Below are 24494 nucleotides of genomic sequence, written 5' to 3'. Positions count from 1 at the left end.
CTCTTAAAATCAGATGTTTAAAGAACCTTTGCCGGAAGCAATCAGATAAGCTTCCTTCAGGGTTTCCGAATAGGTAGGATGTGCGTAGGAAATCGTCGTAGATGCGCTGTCTGTTATTTCAAATTCCATATTGATTACGGCTTGCCCGATAAGATCTGCAGCCCTGGCACCAATAATATGTACACCCAAAATTTCACCGTATCTGGGATCGGAAAGCACTTTGCTAAATCCTTCCGTATCACCGGCGGCTCTGCCTCTTCCGCTTGCTGTAAAGGGAAATTTCCCCTTCCTGTATGCAATCCCGTTTTTGATTAATTCCTCTTCCGTTGCGCCTACGCTGGCGACTTCGGGCCACGTGTAAACCACAGCCGGAATCAGGTTGTATTTGATATGTGGTTTACTGCCGGCAATAGTTTCAACTACAAACACCGCTTCATCTTCCGCTTTATGCGCAAGCATCGGACCTTTGATCACATCGCCAATAGCAAACACATTTTCAAGGGTTGTTTCCAGCTTTGCATTGGTTAGTATCCGCCCCTTTTCGTCAAGCTCAATACGGGTATTTTCCAGACCAAGGCCTTTTGTGAACGGTCCTCTTCCGACAGCGACCAGGCAATAATCGGCATTTAGCTTCTGCACGCTTTGGTCTTTATCTAAAAAATTTACCGTAACATCTTTGCCGTTGTTTTTGGCCGACTGGACTTTCTGGCTTACTAGGATCTGAATACCGTTTTTTGCAAGGATCTTTTGTAACTCTTTGCCGAGTTCCTGGTCCATGGTCGGTATCAGTCTGTCAGCGTATTCGATGATGGTAACCTTGACGCCTATTCGGGCATAGACAGAAGCCATTTCCACGCCGATAACCCCGCCACCGATGATGGCCATGCTTGCCGGAATTTCCGGCAGAGAAAGTGCTTCGGTAGAAGTAATGATCCGCTCTTTATCGATGGGGACATTGGGAATTGAAACCGGTTTTGATCCCGTGGCAATGATGATGTATTTTCCTTTCACGGTTTGCACGGAGCCCGCCACATCTTTGATTTCAATATCTTCATTATTCAAGAACGATGCAGTGCCATAAATAACCGTGATTTTATTTTTCTTCATCAGAAAATTGATTCCCGCTACATTCTGAATGACCACATCCGACTTTCTTTTAAAAAATTGCTCACGGTCCACTCTGACCGAATCCAAGTGAATGCCGAAATTTTTAAACTTGGTCAGGGCATTATGATAGTGTTCGGTGCTGTCCAGCAACGCCTTTGCAGGTATACAGCCGACATTGGTACAGGTGCCACCCAGCGAAGGGTATTTTTCTACGATTGCTGTTTTGTATCCCAGTTGTGCTGCGCGTATGGCCGCGGTGTATCCGCCCGGCCCCGAGCCGATAACGATCATGTCGAAGTTGGTCATATTTTGTGAGTGCTTTCGGCATTCGGTGGTCGGCTTTCGGCAATCAGTGCCGAAATACATGCTCACTGTCAATGCCAATCCGTAAAATGAATTTATGTTTATTAACGACTTACACTGCCAGAGATACCGACGGCCGACTGCTGATCGCCGAAGGCCCTCTTGTACTCCGTAAAGTTTTTGCCTGTCACATTTTTATAAAACTTGCTGAAATGGGCTGCATCATTGAAGCCCAGCTGAAAGGCGATTTCTTTCATGGTTGTTTCTGAGCATAACAGTGCCCGTTTAGCTTCCAGTACGATTTTTTGCTGAATGTGATGGCTTGCCGTAGAGCCGGATACCTTTTTTATGATTTCGCTGAAATAGTTAGGCGTTACGGAAAATTCATCAGCATAGTCGGCTACATTCTTTTTTGAAACGAAATTGTTATCCAGTGACAGCATAAACCGGTTGAAAAGCTCAGCATCACTTTTCTGGGTTTCAATTTGTTCCTTTATTTCAAATCTCCTTGAAAAATAGGCAATGAAGATTTTTAATAAACCCATCAGGATCTCAGATTTTAAGGGATAATCGTTTGCACATTCCTGCATCATGGTTTTAACTACCACCTCAATTTCCATCTGTATATCCTGACCAACACGGATGATCGGAGCAGTGCCCTTCTGATCCTTGACCCCGGTTGCGAAAGGAAGACCACTCATTCCGCCCGACATTTTTAAAAATTCCGGCGAAAAGTTGATCCTGTACCCTTCGATCATTCCATTGGCTTCCACTTTGTGAAGCTGCCCCGGAGAAATAAAGTAAAGTATATTGTCATTGATCTGGTATGTCTCCATATCCAGCATAAAACGTCCGGAACCTTTTTTGATCCAGATGACCTGGAAGCAGCATAATTTTTCGTGCTGCCCGGTTTCAATTGTGGCTGCTGACTGCAGGTATTGTATTTCAAACGGTGATCCAGACCGAACCACAGGTTTTGATCCCAGTTTCCCATTAGTGAAATGGGGTACGAATTGGTTAGGGTATAAGTTGGTACTGCTCATAAGGATAAGGTTTTGCCGTTATAGTCGCAATCTGACTATTATACAACAATACCCATGCCATGATATAAGTATCTTTAAATCAGATATTTACAGAAAAGTATCATCATTTTGATTGTTGATATTTCACTAATTGTTCAAAATATTGGCGAAATGTCACAGTGTGGGAGGGATGACGTGACCGTTAGGGAGAAGTTTTCATTTATATTGATCAAGTGTAATAACTATACTCTATTCAAATGCTTTTTAGTACACTTTACTTGATGGCAAAATTGACCTTAAACACATTTGGTAAAGGAATATTTGCTTTATATTTACCTTAATAATTTGTTTATAAAGCGCAATACAATCATTTTTGATAAACAGAACTTTCGTCAAAGATGTCCAAACAACCGCCCGAGCATTTATCACCTATCGAGTTAGAGATTTTGTATTTAACCAGCTGCGTGGCATCAATTAATGAGATGGTTAACAATATGATATTTGAATTGCAAGATTGCGATGATGGAAGCCATGTAGTAATACTTAAAACAGAAATTAATCAAAAATATTTTAACATTCATCTTGTTGATCTGCTGACAATGCCCCCAGGAGACGGGCGTCCAAACTCTATTGAAGGGTTGTCGAGCTCCCTTAGGAAACCACTTCTAAACAGAAAGGTTTCAAAGCTCAGGAAAGTATTAAATGAAGCGGTTACTTGGTTGGATACAGACGTGAATTTCACAATTAGGGGTAAGACACGAAAATTATGGTTTCCAACCGTTCAGCAGAATTTTACTCCAAAAATAACACGGCGGGAAGCAATTGTTATTTGTGGAAATATTTCAAAGCACAATCATTTAGTATTGTCTCGAAATGTGAAAAAGATACAGGACATATTTTTACGAAGCGATATTAAAATTACTTCCGAAGAAGGTTTTGAACTCATTCCTGAATTTTATGCTCAGTTTCATGATGACATATTTAACTATCAGGTTACCAAGATTGTTGAGTTGCTTAACAATATTAGATGGGAAATATATCACTATGTTAAACCATTTTTTGAGAAAAATTCCTTGCAAAAAGAGCAAGGAAGAAGAGCGCATTATGTTGTGCCACAAGGTATTACTGATCAATTAATCAAACACTTATTTTATGATCTTCTCAACAGTGGAGCCCCCACGCCTTCTGTTGAGAGATTTAAAACCTGGAAGTGGGTGAAAAAGAGATATTGAATTGGCGTTCACGAAAGGTTAAGGCTTTCCATGGGAATGATCGTGCTGGAACTGTACAAAAGACCCCAGGATCGGATAGATTCGGACATATCCTATACAAAAGAAAATCAGGCAACTACGTTAATCAAGTCAAACTACTTATCCGTGGCTCGTGACTGCAATTAAGTATATAATAAGGAAGTGTCTTTGATAAGTGCAAATAAGGGCAGTGTCCTCAATACTCAGTAAACGTTTTGTAATTTTGTTGATCAATTATTTATTTAAGATCATTTTACCTACGGACTGTGTCTAAACAGTCCCAGACCGACTCGTAATTGTCCCGTGTGTTATTTACTTTCAAATAATCAGTTTTAAGGCTGTGAAGGCACAGACTACGGAGCAGATTGTTCCAACTAACTACGTTTTGGTATTTAGTTGGAGTTAATTGCTTTTGTTAGGCGAAATTTTAATTAGTTAACCGGTCTATTTCGGCAATTATTAACTCCGCTCTTTTCTCAAGAAAGTCGTTATAATTATTTTTCTCATAAATCTCTTTAGTTAAAGGAATAAGATTACTGCTGAGAATGTCATTAAAATTGTTGTCAGGAACAAGAGTAAAAAAATATTCTGAAGGATTTTTACTTGAAATTTGCTTATTACTATCGGCTGGTAGAAAACAAAAATTTGCAATACTAAAAATTTTTTCAGTTGGGAATCCCTGTTTTTTAAGAAATTCGTTTGGAAATATGTGATGGTATTGTTTACGATTGTATTCTGAAAGTGACTTTGTAATATCAATTTTCATATTCTTAACTAGGTCTGTCGGCTTGTGTTGGACCATTAATAATAGAAACGACCTTGTTAGCGGATTTGCTTTTGAAAATTTAGTATCTATCAGTTCATTTTTTGTCGTGGTATATTTAAGTTTTCTAATTTCCGTGAAATTATTTGTTCTTATTTCGATAATTCTTTCAATGTCAGAATTCATTTTGTCCGTTGTCTGACCAGTAGAGTACCTATTAGAAAATGATGTTTTCCAGAACCAAGCTTTTAGCTCCTTAAGTTGATCGGCAGTAGGTCTTTCAGAAAATCCGAAAAACTTTGTTAGAGCAACAACTTGTTGTTGAAATGGAAGAAAATCGATGTGCGAGCAGTTTATCTCTGAAGATAAAAAATCAATTATTTTACGCAAGGATTCGCAGAAATTTTGCCAATTATCTCTTACTTGTTCTCCACTTAACTCGGTAACTGAGATTGTTGTAGTATTATTTTGAATGAGACCAGAAATTGACTGCAAAAAAATACTTTGAGTTAAATCGCCAAAACTCTTTTCTTCTAACTCCTCTTGCAACTCGTTCATAGCTTCTAATAAATGGAAATCATCGGTCCAAGTCCAAGCAGTCATTAAATCCAACGTAGTAAGTTTAGTTCCGGTGTTATTAATTCTTTCGAAAATTATTCCCACCTCACTTTTTTCTCGATTTTTGATTGTTACAACTGGTAATTCATAGTTAATAAATTTTGAATAAAGCTCTTGCGCGTCACTATGAAAACTTGCACTCAGAGATTGAAGTGATGTAATAAGTTTAGCTGCGTTTAAAAAGTCTCGTAGATAAATAGTGTTATTATTTCCTACTACTACTTCAATTTTGGAATAAATTTTTTACTTGAAAAATTGTAATAAATTTCGAAAATATTTAAATTTGGATTATAGCTGGCAGTTGCTGGGTCTTGCTGGGTCTTATCACTAAAAGTTGCGTAGATTGATGAAATCCTTTGTTGCCCGTCAAGTACATAGTTGACTGGATATTCATCTGCGTTATCAGGAATTTTATAGCCGGCAATATTTCTTGTATGATTCAAGCGCTCTGTTGTGCTCCACAATAAGACGCTTCCGATTGGATAATTTTTTATGACGCTGTCCAATAAATCAAGAATCTGATTTTGCTTCCAAACGTAAGCCCTTTGAAAAGCTGGAATTCTTATGTCCCCTGAATTAATACGACTTATTATCCGATCTATTTTTTCTGCTCCTGTTGATAATTCCGGTGCTCTCATGTTTTTTTGTTTTTTGTGTTACGCAATAAAAATGTGGCTTTAAATACGAGCTTGCAAAGGCAGAGAATCTATGATAGTCTGAACCTGTATAGACAAACGATTGAAAATGTTGTTATAGTTAAATAATAAAGCCAAATATTTGTGGTCTATTCCGAATCGATGCTGTGGATTTCACATAGCTGATGGTCTATTTTCTATCCCTGCTTTTGCAAATAATCATTTGTTTGCTATCGGAAAATAATGACGTTGGAAGTTTATTTAATAGCTTTCATTCTATCAATTATTTTGTCAATATCATTTATGCATTGTTGCGTCGCAGTTATAACTTTTTCACTTTCAGTTTTTAGTTGTTCTTTGTTATATTTCTTTTTACCTGTTAGGTCATTCATTATTTTATCTAAATTTCTTTCCTTATAGTCTAAATCAGTTTTAAAGTTTTTTATCACATCATTGGTTGTTGCCTGATATTTATTAGCGCACAATACGTTGATTTCTTTCAATCTTTTATTTAATTGATAAAAACTTCCATTCATTAAAGAAACAATTTCATAAATGTTAACACAATTTCCTTGATATGCGCAATTAAATAATTCTAACTTTTTATTCATTAGCGAAACCATATCTCTTCTTAAAAATTCTGTCTGGGTTATTATCATATCTCTCTTCTCTTTTTTAACTGTATTAATAAATGAATTTTCTACCGATTCAAGTATGGATTTTATTGAAAAAAAAGATTGTACATAATTTGCTAAACCTTCACTTGTTACTTTGTTTATCGTAGAGTCGGCTACTTGCGCGTGAAGGGTTGAAGAAAAAAATATCAATAAAATTGAGATGAATTTATATTTTTTCATTTTTCTTGGTTTTGAAAGAATTGATAAATAATGTAATTGAAATGATAATTGCAAGAATTGGAGTTATCAATTTAATTAGTTCCTCACCCTCTACATTTGACGGGGTTTTGAAGAATTCGACAAGAATATGAAACCTGAAATAGGTTAAAATCAAAGCATATAACATTAACAAGCTTGCAATTATAATTTTCGGAAGTCTAAGCATATCTGTTATTTGGAATATAAAATACTAAATTATAATCTATTTTGTTGGTCAGACATATAGCACATAGTTCGATTATATGCTAAAGTATGCCGTACTTTCTAAATTTATTATGTCTTTACAGAGATTATTAATAGTTTATTGACAGTAAAATGCTCGGTCCCATTTGTTTTTTTTACATATGGAAACTGACTGTTGATACCGTAATTTTCCGCCGTGAGGGATTTTTAATTACCTATACCACTCAGACTATCACTTTGACATTGGGCATTTTACGCCGAATTGTAGGTAGAACTTGTATTGTAGTTTGTAGTAACATTTTCATAATTAAAGGAAGGTTTATATTATTTCTCCAAGTAACAAAATTTTTACTGCCTTGCGAAATATTTCTATAAAATAGTTATTAAGCGGTAAGTCACCACGAGAAAAAGCTCCTGCAAGCGGTAACTTACAAGAGCTTTTCTTTTACATTACGAAATATTTCTACTTCAACCCGGCTTTTCACTCTACTAACAAAATCTCCGAACTTATCTCCACACTCAGCGCCCGGCTTACAGGACAAGTTTGTTCAGATTCCTTGGCAATCACTTCCAAAGCACTCTGATCAATACCTGCAACCTTCGCTTTCACGACCAGGTGTGATCCGGTAATGGTGCCGTTTTCGAAATTGATTAAAGCAGTCGTTTCAAGTGACTCAGCTGTAAAGCCGGCTTTGTTTAATCCGAAGCTCAGGCTCATCGTATAACACCCTGCGTGCGCAGCTGCTACGAGTTCTTCCGGGTTCGTTCCTACGCCATCGGCAAATCTGCTGTTGAAGGAATATTGGGTTTGGTTAAGTACTGTACTCTGGGTGGTAAGATGGCCGTTGCCGTCTTTTCCTGAGCCGTTCCAGACAGCTGTTGCATTACGTTTCATAAAGTTGTAGATGTTTATTTTAAAATTTATTGCTTGTAATTTTCTTTGGTGACACTTTGCAAATCAGTGTATTTGGATCACTCTAACAAGCTTCCAGTTCTCTTACTTTTTGTCTTGACCGGGACGGCGGTCCGCACAAAAAGTAACCGTGCGGCATTCGCAAAAAGATTAAGGCAAATAAATGCTTCCAGTTCTCTTACTTTTTGTCTTGATACAAAAAGTAACCGCGCGGCGTACGCAAAAAAATCAAGGCGAAAAAAGCTTCCACACGCAATGCCCGCGCGCGCACCGCTTTTTCGCCACAGCCAGCGCGCTCGGTAACACGGCTCGTGCATCCAATTCCCGGCTTATGAAACTATAACTTACTGACCTCCATTAAAATATCTGTGACCGCTTGTGGCTGGGTTAAGAATGGGCTGTGGCTTGTGTCCAGGGTGTAGGTTTTTTTGAATCCTGGCGCGGCGGCAACCATTCTTTTTTGCAGAGCCGGTCCCACGGCCATGTCCTTGGCGGTATGAATGTAATACTTGGCGACTTTGCCAAAATTCGCTGCGCTAACAGCCACTTTATTAATGAAGGGAATCGCAGGCTCCACTCTTTTATTATCCATTAGAAGCTTTTTTATATCGGCAGAACCATCCTGGGCGAAGATAGGGGCAACATTTGCTGCGGCAATGTCCAGGGTGAGCTGGTCAGCTGATGGAATCAGTGCGTGGCCGAGCAGCGAGGTGCTGTCAGTGGATGAAAGGTCCAGCAATGATTGTCCGTTAGCAGGTACAAAGCCGGCAATGTAGACTAGTTTTTCTATTTTGTCCGGTACTTTTTCTGCCGTTGCCGAGATCACAAGTCCCGCCAAACTATGGCCAACCAGAATGACCTTGCCTTCCAAAGGATTGATGACACTGATTACCTTATCACGGTAAACGTCAATGGATACCGTTGCTGGGGCTGTCTTGTCCTCGCCGTGGGCCGGTAACTCCACAACCACTACTTTTTGTCCTTTTTTTATCAACTGGTCTTTTACATATTGCCATGCAAACGGCCCCTGAAATGAGCCGTGCACCAGTACAAAGGTTTTGGGCGAAACAGGAATTTCTACCACGTCATCGTCACTGCACGAGGAGAGCAAAAATAAGGTGAGCACATAGGTTGCTGCCTGAATTAGGGAAAGTTTCATAATCATTGTTGTTTAATTTATTTTAAATTTTATGCAAAATGAGCCCTTAAGGCCTGTGCTACTTGAAGAAAGGCCGGTTGGCTGTAATGGTCGATTGTCGGGTCGTTCAAACCTATATCCTGCATACGTTCCTCAAACTGGTGCAGACCGATCTGGACACCTGCGTCTTTAAGTTTGCAACTGAAATAATCAATTTCGTTTTGGAAAATGTGGTCTTCCACGCGATGTATGATCGTTTTTGGAAGGCCGGATAATTGCTTTTTGTCGGCCTGGATCGGTAACCTCATGATTTCTGACACGTCATACCATTCTCCCGATCCGGGCCCGCTGTTATTTCTATCCGGTAATCCGGAACCGGCTTTGGCCCAGGTTGGCGGTTTTCCAACGTTAAAAACAGGATTCATCAGTATCTGCAGAGAAATTTTCGGATATTGATCGCATGCTGCCATCAGGGAAACAATAGTTGCGATGTTGCTGCCACAGCCAGATCCTACAAGCGCTATTTTATTGCTGTCTACCTGGATCTGTTCACCATTTTCTGCAATCCAGTTCACGGCAGCGAAAACTTTAAAAACATATAATTCAGGATTTTGTCTGGCTTCGGGATCATCATGTACAAATACGGCCGATACTCCCGAAATTTCAACCAGATTACACAACATGCGCTGATGGCCTTCGGGATTGACTGCCAGACCACTTTCTGAATAAATAAACACAAAGACCGGCAAATTTTCACTGTTGTTGCTTGGCCTTACAATTGTAAAATCCACCTGATACCCGTCATAAACAACGTTTTTTTTTGTCGTGGAGGTTTCAAGTGAGTTTTGGAGGTCATAATTAAAATTTGTGTCCAATGGGTTAGCATTTAAACCATCAGGAGGATGTCTTGAAAAAATTGGCATACTGTCAGGGTTTAAACATTGTACAAATATTTGCTGCTAAACGTAAGGCCATAACAATAACATGGAATGTCCGCTTTGGGTCGCTGCTCGATTGCCAACTGGTAATTTTGGTAAGAAACAGTCGGTTATAACGAAGCCGAAAGACAAAATCAAAACTTACAGTTGACTGTAACGCTGATAGCTAAACGTTAGTAGTTTTTACTCGGTCAATATGCCTAGGCTGATAGAACAAAATTAGCTTGGCAGCGCCCGCCAGACAATTGACAAATAAAGAAATCACTTGTATGGATTGCTCCGGATTTAAACACATTAAAGAAAACACCAACGGTCAGGTTTTGTCTTAGGTGAAATGCACTGGGTCAGGCAATGGTTTTTTTAAATTCTGAGAAATTAATGCCCGCTTGATTTTTGAAAAATTTACTGAAATGTGCGATATCATTGAACCCAAGGTAGTATGCGATTTCTTTCATGCTTTCGCCCAGGCATATTGCCCTTCGTTTTGCTTCATGAATAATACCTTGCTGTATGTGATAACTGGCCGTGAAGCCCGAAGCCTTTTTTACAACTTCACTTAGGTAGCAGGGTGTCACGGCAAGATCCCGAGCATATTCACTTACTGTTTTTTTAATCAATATGTTCTTTCTGATCAGTGACTTGAAGTTTTCAAACAGTTCTGAATCTGCACACTTTGAACCGCTGGTTTCATGGAATTCAAATTTGCGGGAGAAATAGACCATTAAAATCCGTAACAGGCCTTTCAGAATGTCTGATCTGAACTGAAAATTGGTGGCATATTCCCGGATCATTGCCTTGACAATCTCCTCGATATCGTTCTGAATCTCCCGGCTTATTTCAAGCACGGGGAGATTTAACGATTTTACACGCTGGTTCTCAGAGAGAAACTGGGTCGTCTGACCTCCGCTCATATATAGAAACTCATCTGAAAAACAGATTCGGTATCCCTGCATTCCTTCATTTGGTTTAAACAAGTGGCGTTGCCCTGGAGAAAGCAGGTAAAGCATATTATCCCTGATATCGTACTTTTCCATATCGACCAAAAAACTACCTGAACCTGATTTGATCCAGATCACTTCATAGCCTGATAATCTGTCATTGTTTTTTGTTGGTGGCTGCCGATGAAGACAGCCGTCTTCCAGACGGTGAGCTTCAAACTGAATTTTCGGTTTGACAAATCCGGCAGGTGCCGATTCATTTATCAGACTCAGATTCGACTTGTACAGATACTGTGTTGAGCTAAGCATGTTATGAGCGTTTATGGTAAGGATTTTCGATGGTCAAACGGAAGTGAATTCGCATACAATGATTTGACTGTATTATTGCAATCGCCGTGCCAATTCATATACATCTGTGAATGAGCAGATTGTAAAAATGTCGCCTTGCTAAAATTGGTTATATTTAACTAATTGATCAAAATTTTGGTGATATGTAATTGTTTACTGCCTGAACTCAGAGATATCAGATCCCTGTGAGCAAATAATAGAATTTAGCAGTCAGAAATTTGTAAACAGGTTGAGGATGCTTCCTGTTACGGCCTCGGCACGACATCATAATATTACATACAACATTTACCAAGAAACGTCTATTTATATAAGGTTTCAAAGGATGTAACATTGCCTGTTAGTCATTCAATCCTATAGATTGATGAAAGAAAGTCCATTAAAATGCTTTTTGAGGCGTACTGCACCGCTTCATTTACTGAAACTGGTGTTGGTTATTCTAACCGGCACATTAGCACGGGCATCAGATCTCACAGTAGTGCTCACAGGTAATACGGCTGATCTGAAAAACGCTGACGATTTATTTCCGATCATTGAACAGCATTTCAGAGCCAGCAAAGACACGGTTGTCTGGGTTCTTAACGGGGATGTTTTTCCTGAATCTTATTCGGACCAGCAGATTGTTGCATGGAATGCAAAAGACAATCAAATGCTTGATGATTTTCTCGGTCTTTATATTATCCTCAATCAGGGCGACAGGGACTGGGATCATTCCGGCAAAAAGGGACTGAAAAAAATACGGTCTCTTGAAAAGTTACTGGCAGAGTCAGCTCACCCGCGATTTGAGGTGTTTCTCCGGCAGGGCTGTCCTGGTCCATGGACGATATCATTTCCGACGCTACAAATCGTGGTCATCAACTCTCAATGGTGGAATCATCCTTTTGAAAAACCAATTCCTTCCTCCGATGTCTGTACCATAGCTGACACGGGCAATTTTATTGAAGAACTGGAAGGGATTCTCGATGAAGTAAATAATAAAAATGTATTGATACTCTCACATTTTCCGCTTAAATCACTTGGCAATTATGGGGGAAGATTTGCAGCTTCCTCTTATTTATTTCCTCCGCTCGTTGGAAACGCTCTGGTTGCTTTCCACCAGCACGTGGGAACAAGTAAAGATATTACCAATGCGCAATTTGATGTTTTCAGACAGCGGCTCAGCAATGTGCTTCACGATTATTCGTCGTTGATTTTTGCTTCCGGTCACGAACAAAATTAGTCGATCCAAAAGGCGGGAAACAATTTTTACATCAACAGCGGCGCACTGGCAGGTGGGGGTTATGTCTCAAAGAGCAGGCATGAGCCGCTTGCCTGGGGCAGTCGGGGATTTATGGAAATTACCTATAGTGGAGACGGTGCAGTCGGTTATAAAGAAATTAACCTGGCTGGGGATAAGCAATTACCGGGACAATCCGGTTTGCTGATGGACTCTCCTTGTGTTGAGCGGAAAGGAAGCAATAAAAATACATTGTTTCAACCCTGTAAGCCCGTGGCTGTCGAGGCAGAAAAAATCCATTCATTAGCACTACAGAAGTCTGTTAGAATAGCCGCTGGAGCAGAATATGCAAGCGGCTGGTTTAAACAACTGTGGCTCGGCCGGCACTACCGGTCTTCGTGGACAGAGCCGGTTAAAGTGCCATATCTTGATATGGACACCACCCGCCGGGGACTAAAAGTAATTGGCAAAGGTGGCGGCAGGCAAACCACCTCTTTGAAAATGGAAGCGGAAGATGGCAAGGAATATGTTTTCAGGTCCGTCAATAAAGATCCTTACCGTGCATTGGGATACGAATTACGTGGGACAGTCGTTGCTGATGTGCTCAAAGACCAGACTTCTACGCAGCAGCCCTATGGCGCCATGGCTGTCTCACCGTTACTGGAGAAAGTGGGAATTCTGCACGCAGCACCGGAACTCTTTGTATTGCCGGATGACACTAAAATGGGTTTGTTCAGAAAGGATTACGCGAATTTATTTGGTATGCTTGAAGAAAGGCCGACTGACAAGATTCAAAAAAACAAAATTTTTGCCAGGGCCACTGATATTGAAAAGAGTTTTAAGATGTTTGGTAAACTTTATCAGGATCACGACAATCGCATTGAAAAAAACGAATTTGCCAGGGCCAGAATATTTGACCTTTGGATCGGCGACTGGAGCAAACATGAGGATAACTGGAAATGGGCAGGATTTAAAGATGGCAGGGGTGAAGTTTTTCGTCCGGTTCCCCGCGATCGCGATCATGCATTTTCCCGTTGGGACAGTATTATCCCCTGGATTGCCGACCGGGAATGGGGCGTTCCCAACGGAGAGAATTTTGGTGAAAAAGTGCATGGCCTGAGAAGTTTGATGTGGCAGGCAAGGCATCTTGATCGCTTTGTAGGAAATGAACTGACAGAGCAGGATTGGGTGGATGCTGCAAAATCAATACAACATAAAATTACGAATCAGGATATTGAGGAAGCCGTTAAAAATATGCCCCCGGAAATATATGACAAAAACGGAAAGGAGATTGAGCGGAAACTGAAAATCAGGCTTAACGATCTTGCTTTGTATGCAAAGGGGCATTACCGTTTGATTGCCCGGCAGGTAGATGTGGTTGGGTCCAATAAGAAGGAATACTTCAAGGTAATTCGTCAGTCGGATGGATCGGTTGATGTGACGGTTTGCGGTTATGATAAGAAGAAAAATCCGGATCTTTCTAAAATATATTATCACAGAATATTTCTGCCCGATCAGACCAGGGAAATCCGCCTGTTTGGTTTAGCCGATGATGATATTTTTGATGTAAGCGGCGAGGCGAAAGAGTCCATATTGTTAAGGATTGTAAGTGGAAGCGGCCATGACAGTGTCGCAGATGGATCAGTGGTAGCCGGAAAAAGCAAAAAAACTTTACTGTATGACATCTCAGAGGACACGGCAACGGAGAAAGGAAAGGAGTTAAAGGTGGTCAAACCTAAAAATGACGCCTTATATGATTACAACCGCAATGCTTTTGTCTATAATACTTACATGCCGATTGCCTTGTTTACTTATAACCCATTTGTAGGTGCGGCCATTCATACAGGAGTTACTTTTACAAGACAGAACTTCTCAAAACCCGATTTCAGCGCCAGGCATATGTTTCGGGCATCAGTCAGTGTAAAAGGAAATTACGATTTCAGCTATGCCAATCAATTTCGTCAGCTTGTGGGTAAATGGGATGTGATCTCCGGAATGGGTGTTTCAAGGCCTTTAAACTACAATTACTTTTTTGGTATTGGTAACGATACACCCAACGATACCGAGCGGTCGGCAAACTATTACCGCACGCAGTATAATTCATTATACGCATTTGCAGGAATCACACAGACATTCTGGAAAAAAAGTGGCGCAGAGCTGACCATTGATTACGAAAGAGATGAAGGTATTAAAAGAAACGATAGTTATCTGGCGGATCATCCGGACATTTTTGGCGCAGACAAACTTCATCTTATTTTTGCCAAAGGTGCATTGCGTTTGGATCTGCGGGATAGAGTTGCTTTGCCGGAAAGAGGGTTTCTATTGAAACTAAGCCAGCATATCGGTCATGTATCTGATTCAGGCAAGAAAGTAGCATCGATTTCAGAAGTTGAGCTGGAACAGTATCTTTCCACCTACAATAAAAATCCGCTGACACTGGGCATCAGGCTGGGAGCAGGGCTTACCAAGGGACAACTTCCGTTTTATAAATTGTTCTCTCTTGGGCAGCTTAACGATCTGCATGGGTACCGAAGAAACCGGTTTACAGGAGAATCCAAAGCTTTTTTGAATACTGAGTTAAGATATCAGCTTACCCAAACAACAAACTCATTTGTTCCGCTTAAAATAGGAGTCAGAGGATTCTATGACCTGGGTCAGGTCTGGAGTGATGAGCGGCCAGGCAATGCAAAATACTGGCACAAAGGTTATGGAGCAGGCTTTTATGTTACACCGTTCAGAGAGCAGTTTGCCTTTAACATCAGTGCCGGCTCTTCCAAAGAAGAATCACTTTTATTAATGATTTCGGTTGGGAGTTTTTTCCGGTAATATATGTAAAGCAAGTTTTGGTTAGCTGGATAGCGTATCAATATCTTAACAAACGATGACATCCCAAACAGCATCTAGCGCTTCTTTGGGATGTCGTCTTAAATAGGTTGGTTAAGTTTGTTTTAAAAATGTTTACTAAATATTCGTTATTTCCAGCCTCCACCAAGTGCTGCGTATAAATCCGTAACAGCATGAAACCGGTCTCTTTTAATACTGGTCAGTGTTAGCTCGCTTTCAAGTACATTTCCCTGTGCTGTGATCACTTCCAGGTAATTAGCCATGCCATTTTGAAAGAGCATGCTGGCATTTCTGGTAGCCAAATTCAGGTTTTGTGTACGCAGCAGCGCGATGTCTTCCTGCATTTTAAGCTTTTCTATTCTTACCAATGCATCGGAGGTTTCTCCAACAGCGTTTAAGACGGATTTTCTGAATTCAGCCACCGCACGCTGCTGTTCGAGCTGAGCTACTTCGTATTGTGTCCGGAGTCTTTTTTGCTGAAATACAGGCTGAATCACACTGCCGCCGACCACACCGAAAAGGGAAGCAGGTATATTAAACCAGTTACTGGCCATAATGGAGTTGATACCACCGCTTGCTGTAATTCTGAGCGCCGGATACATATTTGCTTTGGTTATGCCAATGTTCGCAGCCGCGTTAAGCAGGGCCAGCTCACGGCTTTTCACATCGGGCCTGCGGCTGACGATCCCGGCAGGCAATCCTGACGTTAATTTTTCAGGAATCGTTAACTGATCAAAGGTAAGATACCGGTCAATAGGGCCAGGCAGATCTCCTGCCAGTATTTTTAAAGCATTTTCCTGAATGTGAATTCCCTGCTCAAACTGAGGGATTAGCTGTGCTGCAAGCTGTTGTTGTGCCTGCGCCTGCTGAACGGCGAGTGAGCTGACCTGTCCTGCATTGAACTGAAGCCTGATAATCTGCAGGGTACTGTCATTGAGCACGACATTTTTTCGTGCGATGGCCAGCTGTGCGTCAAGCATCATCAGATTGTAAAATCCTTTGGTAACGGAAGAAACAATTTGGGTCTGGACTGCTTTTCTGGCTTCCAATGTTTGCAGGTAACCTGCAAGTGCTGACTTCTGCTGATTTTTTATTTTGCCCCAGAAATCTGCCTCCCAGGACACGTTTACTGCGGCCGTGTAATCTTCAATGTGGCTTGATCCCAGAAATTCATTGAGACTTAAACCATTCAGACTGTTGTCTGATGGACGGCTGCTGTTGGCACTGATTTGTAAACTGGCCTGTGGGAGATAATTGAACCTTACCTGACCAAATAAAAGCTGAGCAGCTTCAATATTGCTCAGGGCAATCTGCATATCATAATTTTTTTCGATTGCAGCGGTAACGAGTCTTTGAAGGATGGTGTCAGTAAAAAACATATTCCACGGAAGGTCCGCAATGCTTGAGGTATCCTGACCGGATTGGCCGCGAAAATGGTTGGGTAAAGTCGCAGTCTCTTTCGGAGCTTCTTTGGATATTTTGCAACTGCCTGCCACCAGGATCAACAGAAAAAGAAGTCTTGTTATATTTTTTTTCATCTGGATTTCTTTAAAGCGTAAAAAATTATTGGTCCGCCTTTTTAGAGCGGCCTGAAAGTGCTTTGTTACACAGCGCTCAGCTTATATTGATCTGCTAACGGATCAATGTAAGGCTTAGGTTTTCCTGAGATTTTTTCCTGTAATGCCTGGAAAACGACGAACAGAACGGGTATGATCAACAGCCCCAGAATTACCCCTGAAATCATTCCACCCGCTGCACCGATACTGATCGAATGGTTGCCCTGGGCCGACGGACCGCTGGCTGACATCATCGGAATTAATCCAGCTACAAATGCAATGGATGTCATCACAATGGGCCTGATGCGAAGCCGGGCAGCTTCGATAGCGGAATCCTTTAAGGAAAGACCGGAATGGCGGCGCTGGACTGCAAATTCAACGATCAGAATGGCGTTCTTGGCCAATAATCCAACGAGCATAATCAATGCAACCTGTACATAAATATTGTTTTCGATACCTGTCAGACCAATTGACAAAAACACACCAAGAATACCTGTGGGAATCGAAAGGATGACCGCAAACGGAAGGATGTAGCTTTCGTATTGGGCAGAAAGCAGAAAGTATATAAACACCAGGCTTAAACCAAATATAATTGCAGACTGGCCTCCTGAGGCAATTTCTTCGCGGGTTTGTCCTGAAAATTCGAATGCATAACCCGAAGGAAGCTGGCTGGCAGCAACCCGTTGTATTACTTTGATGGCATCTCCCGAGCTGTGCCCGGGCTTGGGTATAGCAGTGATGCTGATGGAATTAAACAAATTATATCTGGATGCAGTTTCTGATCCGTAAACCCTTTTAAATTTCACAAGCGTGTTAAGGGGAACCATACTCCCAAGCTTATTTTTGACCAATATGCCATCCATTGAAGCGGGATTGGCCCTGTCTTTTTTGTCTGCTTGAACCATTACCCGGTAGTATTTTCCGAAACGATTAAAGTCTGAGGCTTGGGCACTGCCAAAGTATCCTTGCATGGTAGCCAGAATATCCTTGGTGCTGACACTTAATTGCTCTGCTTTCATGTTGTCTATCTCCATTTCAAGCTGTGGGTAGTCAGCTCTGAATGTGGTGAATGCTACTCCGATTTCAGGTTGCTTCATAAGCTCTCCGATAAAGTTGCTGCTAATGCCACTGAATTTATCCAGCTTACCACCTGTCTTGTCCTGCAGGACAATGTCCAGCCCATCGACATTGCTGAAACCAGGAACAGTTGGAAAAGTGAATACAAAAAAATCAGCGCCTTGAATGGTAGATAATTTGGTGCGAACAATGTCGACAATCGCATTGATGTCTTTAACATCGCCACGCTGCTCTGTTGGCTTTAAAAGTATGAAGGAAACACCGGCTGATGGGCTGGTAGACTGTGTGAAGAAATTAAATCCGCCCACGACCAGTACAGTTTTCGATGCATCGACAGATGCCAGTAATTTTTCAGCTTGTGCCATCACTTTGTCGGTTCTATCCAATGATGCGCCAGCGGGCATCGATAAAGATATCGCAATAAATCCCTGATCTTCGGCAGGAATAAACCCTGTTGGCGTACGGTTAACCATCCATACGGTAGCTAGTATCACCATTGCCAGTCCTCCAAGACTGAGCCATTTAAACCGGATCAGATAGTGAAGACTTCCGGTGTATTTGGAAGTAAGCTTATCAAAGCCGGAATTGAAACCGGCAAAAAACTTTTCCTTATAGGTTAATTTTTTAACCCTTCCGTTTGCTTGTTTGTGATTTGATTTAAGAAATAAAGCAGCAAGGGCAGGGCTGAGTGTCAAAGCATTAACAGCAGAAATAACAATGGCGATGGCCAGTGTAAATGCGAACTGCCGGTAGAAGACGCCTGTGGAGCCTTCCAGAAACCCGACCGGTAAAAACACCGCTGCCATAACCAGTGTGATGGAAATGATTGCGCCGGTAATTTCGCTCATGGCGGAAACGGTTGCTTCTTTGGGCGGCATGTGTTCGAACTGCATTTTTGCATGCACTGCCTCCACAACGACTATGGCATCATCGACGACAATCCCGATAGCCAGGATCAGTGCAAAAAGAGTAAGCAGGTTAATTGTAAACCCAAAAAAGGACATAAAGAAGAATGTTCCCAAAATGGCGACGGGCACCGCTATGGCAGGAATGAGCGTAGAGCGGAAATCCTGAAGAAAAAGGAATACAACAATAAAGACCAGTACAAAAGCTTCCAGTAGTGTATGCTGAACCTGGGAAATGGATTGATCCAGGGAGTCTTTGGTATTGTACATGATCAGATATTTTACATCTTTCGGGAAATCCTTAGAAGACTTTTCCAGAAACGCGTTTATTGCGATTTGTATCTGATTGGAGTTGGAGCCGGCCAGCTGAAAAATTCCGATGGGAAGGGCCTGATGTCCTTTTACGCGCGCTTTACTTCCGTAAGAATAAGAGCCGAATTCAATCCGCGCCACATCTTTCAGTCTGAGCACAGAGCCGTCTGCATTGGCCCGAATGGCAATGTTCTCATATTGCTCGGGCTTATTGAGCTTGCCTTTGTATTTGATGACGTATTCGAAAGATTCCTCACTGTTTTCGCCAAACCTGCCAGGGGCGGATTCGAGGTTTTTGTCCTGAATGGCAGCGCTGACGTCCGCCGGCGTTAAATTGTAGGTTGCCATCTGAGCAGGATTCAGCCAGACGCGCATGGAATAATCCTGACTGGAACCAAGCACAATGGCCTGTCCGACACCGGGAATGCGTTTTATGGCCGGTACAAGATTGATCTGGGCATAGTTGGCCAGAAATGTCTGATCGTAGGACTTTCCATTTTCAGAATATAGGTTGAGCACCATGATCAGACTGTTTTGCTGCTTGGCTGTGTTGATTCCCTGTTGAATTACTTCCGCCGGCAATTTGCTGGTGGCCTGAGCTACCCGGTTCTGAACATTGACTGCTGCCTGATCGGGGTTGGTGCCCAGTTTGAAGTAAACGGTGATGGCAAGTGAGCCGTCATTGCTGGCCGTTGAGCTCATGTAGGTCATACCTTCAACGCCATTGATGGACTCTTCAATAGCGGGGGCAACTGATCGGAGCACGGTTTCCGCATTGGCACCGGGGTAAACTGCTGTAACGAGTACGGCTGGCGGCGCGATATCCGGAAATTGTTGAAGAGGCAGACTTTTAAGCCCGAGTAAGCCAAGAATAACCAGGATCACCGAAATAACGGTAGCGAGTACGGGCCGGTCTATAAATTTTTTGATCATAATAAATTTTATTTGAAAGCGGTACGTGTATCGTTATGCGGTTTTTTAATTTCCGGCTGGATGATCTGACCTTCCTGCAGATGGTCCATGCCGCTGATGACAATCCGGTCGCCGGCCTTCAATCCATCTTTTACCAGATAATTACTGCCACTTCTGCCAATAATTTCAATGGCTTGTCTGCTGAGTTTATTTTTCTCATCCAGGGCGAAAACAAATATTTTATCCTGTATCTCTGTCGTGGCAGCGGTGGGAACCATCACGGCATCAGCATGCATCAGGCCCAATCTGATTTTGCCTGTATTGCCTGAACGAAGCAATCCCTGTTGATTGGGGAAAGTTGCCCTTACGGTAATAGCGCCTGTATTTTTGTCAAACTGTCCATCAAACATGTCCAATTTTCCTTTTTGAGTGAATATGCTTTCATCTGAAAGAATGAGGTCAATTTTTGGGACCCGGTTGATTTTTTCACCCAGGGAGTTGCCCGGATATTGTGCTTTAAAATTGATAAAATCCTGTTCGCTCAGTGAAAAATAGACCCGCAGGTCAGAAACATCAGACAACTCAGCCAATGCTGCCGGATCTGTTGGTGCCACCAGCGTTCCCTGTTTTTTAACTAACCGGCCAACATAACCGCTGACTGGTGCTTTAACCGAAGTATATCCCAGATTAATGTTTGCCGAGGCGACGCCGGTTTGTGCCTGTTCGAGTCTTGCTTTTGCCATTTGCAGCGTGGCGTCTGCGCTTTTAAGCTGGTAATCAGCTATTACTTTGTTTTCTACAAGCGGTTTGAGCTTATCTGTTTCGATCTGCGCGCTGAGCAATGAAGCTTCTGCGGCATGCAAATTAGCAATTGCTGCGTTTAACTGCTCCCGGTATGGCTGATCATTGATTTTAAACAGAATCTGTCCTTTTTTGACAAAAGCGCCTTCATCTACAAAAACCTGGTCGATATAGCCGTTGACCTGTGGCCTGATTTGAACGTTGGCCACAGCTTCGATGCTCGCCGGGTAATCCTGGTAGGTTGTAACGCTACCGGAACTAAGACTCACGACGGGTATTACTGCCAAAGCTTGTTTGGTCTGGGATTTTTCTGGCCTGGAACATGCTGCCAGGAATGCAATGGCTAACAGGTAGGTGATCGGTACGGTACCGACAATTTTGATTAATAATTGCTTTCTCATTACTTCTGGTTTATTGGTGATATCATATCAGCGGGCATAGAGCGACAGACGCCGGTAGCGTCCCTTCGTTAAAATAGTATGCAAAGTCAGCACGATATTTGTTTATCTGCTGTCAGAAATCTAGCTTAAATCTGGTTCGGATACCCCATTCCGTAGCGTCAGGATGATCCAAATAATTAAAACGTTTGACCAGGTCTACCCGAAAAATTTTGAAAATATTAGCAATGCCGACACTGCCTTCAAAATAGGGTTTATTATTCAGGGTGTAAGTTGCCTGGCTACCGTCAGGATTTACGGCGAATTGGTACAGCGAAGGATTGATATCCGGATTATTATGTTCGCGCAGGTTGCCGATTAGCCCTTTAAAGCTAACTACCTCTCGTAGTTTAAGCTTTTTGAATAATGGAATTTTGTTGAATAGAAAGCCATTCAGATAATACTCTGCATTGACACTTGCATAACGATCACTGACAAATTCCAGAAAATTCATCAGGTTGTATGAATTGAGCTGATAAGCATAGGTTTGGTTGGCCCGGTGAATGGTCAGAAGCGGAAAGGGTATTTTCCTTCCTGCGATATAGCCTCCTTCGAGCGTCACATCGGCATAGCCAAACTGCGACAGGAAAAATCGCCTTGCAATATTACCTGTGAAATTATGATAGCTGTGCTCGCCGTTAAAAACTCCTTTTATACCTGCATTATACCGTAAAGTGAAAACAGGATATTTATTTGGTATAGGAATGCGGTAAACTTTACCCTGGTAATATTGCTCTTTGGGCGCATATCGTAGTTCCAGGGTGGCTTCCGTGTTGTTAAGAAAGCGATCCCTGATTTTTCCGTCAACCGATGCATCGGTGTATTCGTAAACCAAGCTACCGGCCGGTTGCTGCTTCCACTGGGTTAATCCTGCTTTGAAAGAAAATTTGGTCTGAAATTCCCTGACATATTCAAATTTATAAATGTCGTTGTAGAGCCACCGGTCGTTATTTCCCCTTTTAAACGAAAGCAGAAAATTGTCTTCCTGAACAAACTGCAATTCCTGTCCCGGGATTTTTGTATCACGCTGATAGCTGAATCTGAGGTAATGCAACGGGAAATGATAGATGGATTTGTTGTTGAGCGAATAGGATCCGCTTACAAAATACTTCCATTTCCGGTCTTTAAATCCATAAGCGCCATATGTTTCAAAGTACATTCGTTTGTTGAATTGCGGCGTGGTGCGCCCTCCAACCCGCAGCCTGAAACCTTCCACGGGATTGAAACTGTAAAAAGTGTTGACCGGTCCGAGCTCGACAGGCCCGAAACTCTTGTAGCCTGCAAGCAGCAGTGTAGTAATATCCAGGGTTCTTCGGAAGGAAGAGATACTTTGAAGCGTATCTACATTGTGATAGATTTCCTTTTCATTTCTATCCAGGGGGATATGTCTTGCTTTGTCCCAATATGCATTGTTTTTATGATCGATCGTACTGTATACAACCGTTTCCGAAGGTCCTTTGAAGACTGTGTCCGAAACGGGTAAGTTAGTCTGGTAATTCTTGAAAGTTACCACTCTTTGTCCAACCAGACCGCCTCCTTTCTCACCCAATGCAAATTCCATGGCCAGTGTTCTTTTAGCCTGGCGATATCTTCCGTCCGAATTTCTTTCGAACTCGAGTTTCGCTTCCAGATCCCGCATAAAATTCAAATTAATGGATTTATTTACTGTCAGATACGCATGCTGCACGCCGTAGTGGCCGTCAAGTGTGATAAAGAGTTTTCCTTCAAAGAGCAGGTCTGTTTTATTGCGCGGTACAAATCCAAGCTCGATCAACCAGGGCTGATTTGTTTTGATTGTGTCCCGAATGAAGAATTTATAAAAGGTGGGTGCGTTGCTGGCAACCGGGCTGAGAAACTGGTTTGTTACAATAGAAATATTGTTTGCATAAATATCGATATCTTCATAAAGCCGGTTGAAATAAGTACTTAAACCTTCATTATCCACAAACCTGGGATCGTATTCAGCCCGGTTTTCTGCCAGAATTAATTGCTTTTTTGAAGAAGGATTTTTGCGCAGGTAAACCTGAGAGATTTTTTCCTGAAGATAGGCAGGCAGAATGTTTTTGCCACCAATGGTTGCAGAATCCTGCTGTTGAAAAAGAAACTGGTAATTACGGAACATCCGGCGCTCCTTGAAATTCTGCGATAAATTACTCAGTGCAAACGAGACTTTCTCATACTGTTCATACTGCACAAAATCGTATGCATTTGGCTGATTCTCTTTTTTATGATCAATTACCTGTCTTATCAGTTCCACTGCCGGGTTATTGCGGTTTTTATAGCGGGACTTTCCCAAAACCGTTACCTCTTTCAGCAAGGCAGTGTTAACTGCCAGCTTCACATTCATAACCGGATTGCCGCCCGCAGTAAAAGTTTTCTCAACCGTCTTGTAGCCAATATATTCAAATCTAATTTTCGCCTGCTTACCCTCTACGCGGATGGAAAACTTGCCATCATCGTCTGCCAACGCACCAGTGGTTGTACCCACAATTAAGACCGAGCCAAAAGGAAGTGTTTCTCTGGATAACGAGTCCGTCATTACACCTGTCACGATCGTCGTCTGAGCTGACGTGATTGAAATGTTAAGACATAGCATAAGCAATCCCGTCAACGCAGTTTGGTATAGGTCTTTCATATCATGTTTTGGTTTGGCAGGGTATGTTCTATTTAACGCTGCTGTCAGGCTTTTAGGACTTCTTTAATGCGGCTCCTACCGTAACGGAGTGCAGTAAACGAGGATCGGACACGGTTGCTTTTGAATCACCTGGGATCTTCCGTTAACAAATTATAAACAAAACTAGTCGTCTTTTAAAGGGTCTTCAATAGACATTCCAAGGAAGCTGATGTATATTTTTATCAGGATTTTTTCTGCTGCTAAGGCTTCATGTACTGCAATTTTTCAAGCTCTCCTATTACCGGAATTTCGCTTTGTACACTGGCATGGACAGCCGTGATGATGTATGTCTCAATCTGAAAAAGTGTTGCCGCTTTCAATCCGCCGATCTCTCTTTTAAATCTTTTGAAATAAACCTTATTGAGCTTGTTGGTTTTTTTGTCGTTGGCCATGTATCCCAGCGCCAGTTTGGAAGCGGTCTGGTCATTTAGTGTTGCATAATTGTCTGCATACTTTTTCAATAGTTCGTACCGCTGACGGCTTATTGCTTTGCGTTTTTCTTCATAACTGTCATAAAGCACCCAGAAGTTGTTGTTTTTTTCTATACTTATTTTTAGATATTCATCAACGATAACCCTTTTGGTTTTACCAAATATGGATTGGGCAATGGCGATGTCTTCCTTGTCAATCTGGGCTGCGACGCGGCCTGTAAGAAAGAAAAATGCCAGAATGGAAAGAGAGAGAATTTTCATGATTATCAGAAATTTAGGT

The 24494-nt window shown here is 41.9% G+C and carries 17 protein-coding genes; 3 read left to right on the top strand and 14 right to left on the bottom strand.

Annotated features, from left to right (window positions below):
• Positions 1-9: 9 nt before the first annotated feature.
• Positions 10-1413: a dihydrolipoyl dehydrogenase gene (gene lpdA / locus E0F88_RS27260; protein ID WP_131961489.1), complete on the bottom strand. Its 1404-nt coding sequence runs from the start codon at positions 1411-1413 to the stop codon at positions 10-12.
• Between the two features lie 101 nt (positions 1414-1514).
• Positions 1515-2453 (bottom strand): AraC family transcriptional regulator, encoded by a 939-nt coding sequence (locus E0F88_RS27255; RefSeq protein WP_131961488.1) that lies wholly within the window; start codon positions 2451-2453, stop codon positions 1515-1517.
• 377 nt (positions 2454-2830) lie between these two features.
• Here E0F88_RS27255 and E0F88_RS27250 point away from each other — a divergent pair, with 377 nt between their 5' ends.
• A complete protein-coding gene (locus E0F88_RS27250) occupies positions 2831-3664 on the top strand; it encodes a hypothetical protein (protein WP_131961486.1) in 834 nt (277 codons plus the stop codon).
• 445 nt (positions 3665-4109) lie between these two features.
• Here the strand turns inward: E0F88_RS27250 and E0F88_RS27245 are convergent, their stop codons facing one another.
• The 7 genes from E0F88_RS27245 to E0F88_RS27215 form a co-directional block, all read right to left on the bottom strand.
• Positions 4110-5057, bottom strand: a complete 948-nt coding sequence (locus E0F88_RS27245; protein ID WP_131961484.1) for a hypothetical protein — start codon at positions 5055-5057, stop codon at positions 4110-4112.
• Positions 5058-5281: 224 nt separating this feature from the next.
• A complete protein-coding gene (locus E0F88_RS27240) occupies positions 5282-5701 on the bottom strand; it encodes a DUF262 domain-containing protein (protein ID WP_131961482.1) in 420 nt (139 codons plus the stop codon).
• A 254-nt stretch (positions 5702-5955) separates the two neighbouring features.
• Entirely contained in the window at positions 5956-6555 is a 600-nt protein-coding gene (locus E0F88_RS27235; protein ID WP_131961480.1) for a hypothetical protein, read from the bottom strand.
• A gap of 703 nt (positions 6556-7258) precedes the next feature.
• Positions 7259-7672 carry an OsmC family protein gene (locus tag E0F88_RS27230; RefSeq protein WP_131961478.1) on the bottom strand — a complete coding sequence of 138 codons (414 nt, stop codon included), beginning with the start codon at positions 7670-7672 and terminating at the stop codon, positions 7259-7261.
• Between the two features lie 355 nt (positions 7673-8027).
• Entirely contained in the window at positions 8028-8849 is an 822-nt protein-coding gene (locus E0F88_RS27225; RefSeq protein WP_131961477.1) for an alpha/beta fold hydrolase, read from the bottom strand.
• Between the two features lie 29 nt (positions 8850-8878).
• A complete protein-coding gene (locus tag E0F88_RS27220) occupies positions 8879-9751 on the bottom strand; it encodes an alpha/beta hydrolase (RefSeq protein ID WP_131961476.1) in 873 nt (290 codons plus the stop codon).
• A 359-nt stretch (positions 9752-10110) separates the two neighbouring features.
• On the bottom strand, positions 10111-11013 hold the full coding sequence (locus tag E0F88_RS27215) for an AraC family transcriptional regulator (RefSeq protein WP_131961474.1): 903 nt from the start codon (positions 11011-11013) through the stop codon (positions 10111-10113).
• A gap of 400 nt (positions 11014-11413) precedes the next feature.
• On the opposite strand from E0F88_RS27215, the gene E0F88_RS34405 reads away from it, so the two are divergent.
• Positions 11414-12268 (top strand): hypothetical protein, encoded by an 855-nt coding sequence (locus E0F88_RS34405; RefSeq protein ID WP_229213931.1) that lies wholly within the window; start codon positions 11414-11416, stop codon positions 12266-12268.
• 111 nt (positions 12269-12379) lie between these two features.
• The gene (locus E0F88_RS27210; RefSeq protein ID WP_229213930.1) at positions 12380-15091 is read left to right on the top strand and encodes a BamA/TamA family outer membrane protein; all 2712 of its coding nucleotides are present in this window, start codon (positions 12380-12382) and stop codon (positions 15089-15091) included.
• A 146-nt stretch (positions 15092-15237) separates the two neighbouring features.
• Here E0F88_RS27210 and E0F88_RS27205 read toward each other — a convergent pair whose 3' ends face one another.
• From E0F88_RS27205 to E0F88_RS27185, 5 genes are all read right to left on the bottom strand, one after another.
• Complete coding sequence (locus E0F88_RS27205; protein WP_131961472.1) at positions 15238-16647, bottom strand: efflux transporter outer membrane subunit; 1410 nt, start codon at positions 16645-16647, stop codon at positions 15238-15240.
• A 65-nt stretch (positions 16648-16712) separates the two neighbouring features.
• A complete protein-coding gene (locus E0F88_RS27200) occupies positions 16713-19892 on the bottom strand; it encodes an efflux RND transporter permease subunit (protein WP_131961471.1) in 3180 nt (1059 codons plus the stop codon).
• Between the two features lie 8 nt (positions 19893-19900).
• On the bottom strand, positions 19901-21073 hold the full coding sequence (locus tag E0F88_RS27195) for an efflux RND transporter periplasmic adaptor subunit (RefSeq protein WP_131961469.1): 1173 nt from the start codon (positions 21071-21073) through the stop codon (positions 19901-19903).
• 112 nt (positions 21074-21185) lie between these two features.
• Entirely contained in the window at positions 21186-23744 is a 2559-nt protein-coding gene (locus E0F88_RS27190) for a DUF5686 and carboxypeptidase-like regulatory domain-containing protein (RefSeq protein ID WP_131961468.1), read from the bottom strand.
• Between the two features lie 239 nt (positions 23745-23983).
• Positions 23984-24475: a hypothetical protein gene (locus tag E0F88_RS27185; protein WP_131961467.1), complete on the bottom strand. Its 492-nt coding sequence runs from the start codon at positions 24473-24475 to the stop codon at positions 23984-23986.
• Positions 24476-24494 lie beyond the last annotated feature (19 nt).

The sequence above is a fragment of the Dyadobacter psychrotolerans genome, assembly GCF_004349265.1.
Taxonomy (GTDB): Bacteria; Bacteroidota; Bacteroidia; order Cytophagales; family Spirosomataceae; genus Dyadobacter; species Dyadobacter psychrotolerans.
This window is presented reverse-complemented; position numbering and strand designations above follow the sequence as displayed.

What these genes read in the sequence shown, in the direction of transcription:
- E0F88_RS27230 (WP_131961478.1), bottom strand. Translation starts at nt 7,672, where the DNA reads ATGAAACGTAATGCAACAGCTGTCTGGAACGGCTCAGGAAAAGACGGC.
- E0F88_RS27220 (WP_131961476.1), bottom strand. Translation starts at nt 9,751, where the DNA reads ATGCCAATTTTTTCAAGACATCCTCCTGATGGTTTAAATGCTAACCCA.
- E0F88_RS27215 (WP_131961474.1), bottom strand. Translation starts at nt 11,013, where the DNA reads ATGCTTAGCTCAACACAGTATCTGTACAAGTCGAATCTGAGTCTGATA.
- E0F88_RS27250 (WP_131961486.1), top strand. Translation starts at nt 2,831, where the DNA reads ATGTCCAAACAACCGCCCGAGCATTTATCACCTATCGAGTTAGAGATT.
- E0F88_RS27255 (WP_131961488.1), bottom strand. Translation starts at nt 2,453, where the DNA reads ATGAGCAGTACCAACTTATACCCTAACCAATTCGTACCCCATTTCACT.
- E0F88_RS27205 (WP_131961472.1), bottom strand. Translation starts at nt 16,647, where the DNA reads ATGAAAAAAAATATAACAAGACTTCTTTTTCTGTTGATCCTGGTGGCA.
- E0F88_RS27195 (WP_131961469.1), bottom strand. Translation starts at nt 21,073, where the DNA reads ATGAGAAAGCAATTATTAATCAAAATTGTCGGTACCGTACCGATCACC.
- E0F88_RS27225 (WP_131961477.1), bottom strand. Translation starts at nt 8,849, where the DNA reads ATGAAACTTTCCCTAATTCAGGCAGCAACCTATGTGCTCACCTTATTT.
- E0F88_RS27190 (WP_131961468.1), bottom strand. Translation starts at nt 23,744, where the DNA reads ATGAAAGACCTATACCAAACTGCGTTGACGGGATTGCTTATGCTATGT.
- E0F88_RS27185 (WP_131961467.1), bottom strand. Translation starts at nt 24,475, where the DNA reads ATGAAAATTCTCTCTCTTTCCATTCTGGCATTTTTCTTTCTTACAGGC.
- lpdA (WP_131961489.1), bottom strand. Translation starts at nt 1,413, where the DNA reads ATGACCAACTTCGACATGATCGTTATCGGCTCGGGGCCGGGCGGATAC.
- E0F88_RS27210 (WP_229213930.1), top strand. Translation starts at nt 12,380, where the DNA reads ATGGAAATTACCTATAGTGGAGACGGTGCAGTCGGTTATAAAGAAATT.
- E0F88_RS27235 (WP_131961480.1), bottom strand. Translation starts at nt 6,555, where the DNA reads ATGAAAAAATATAAATTCATCTCAATTTTATTGATATTTTTTTCTTCA.
- E0F88_RS27200 (WP_131961471.1), bottom strand. Translation starts at nt 19,892, where the DNA reads ATGATCAAAAAATTTATAGACCGGCCCGTACTCGCTACCGTTATTTCG.
- E0F88_RS34405 (WP_229213931.1), top strand. Translation starts at nt 11,414, where the DNA reads ATGAAAGAAAGTCCATTAAAATGCTTTTTGAGGCGTACTGCACCGCTT.
- E0F88_RS27240 (WP_131961482.1), bottom strand. Translation starts at nt 5,701, where the DNA reads ATGAGAGCACCGGAATTATCAACAGGAGCAGAAAAAATAGATCGGATA.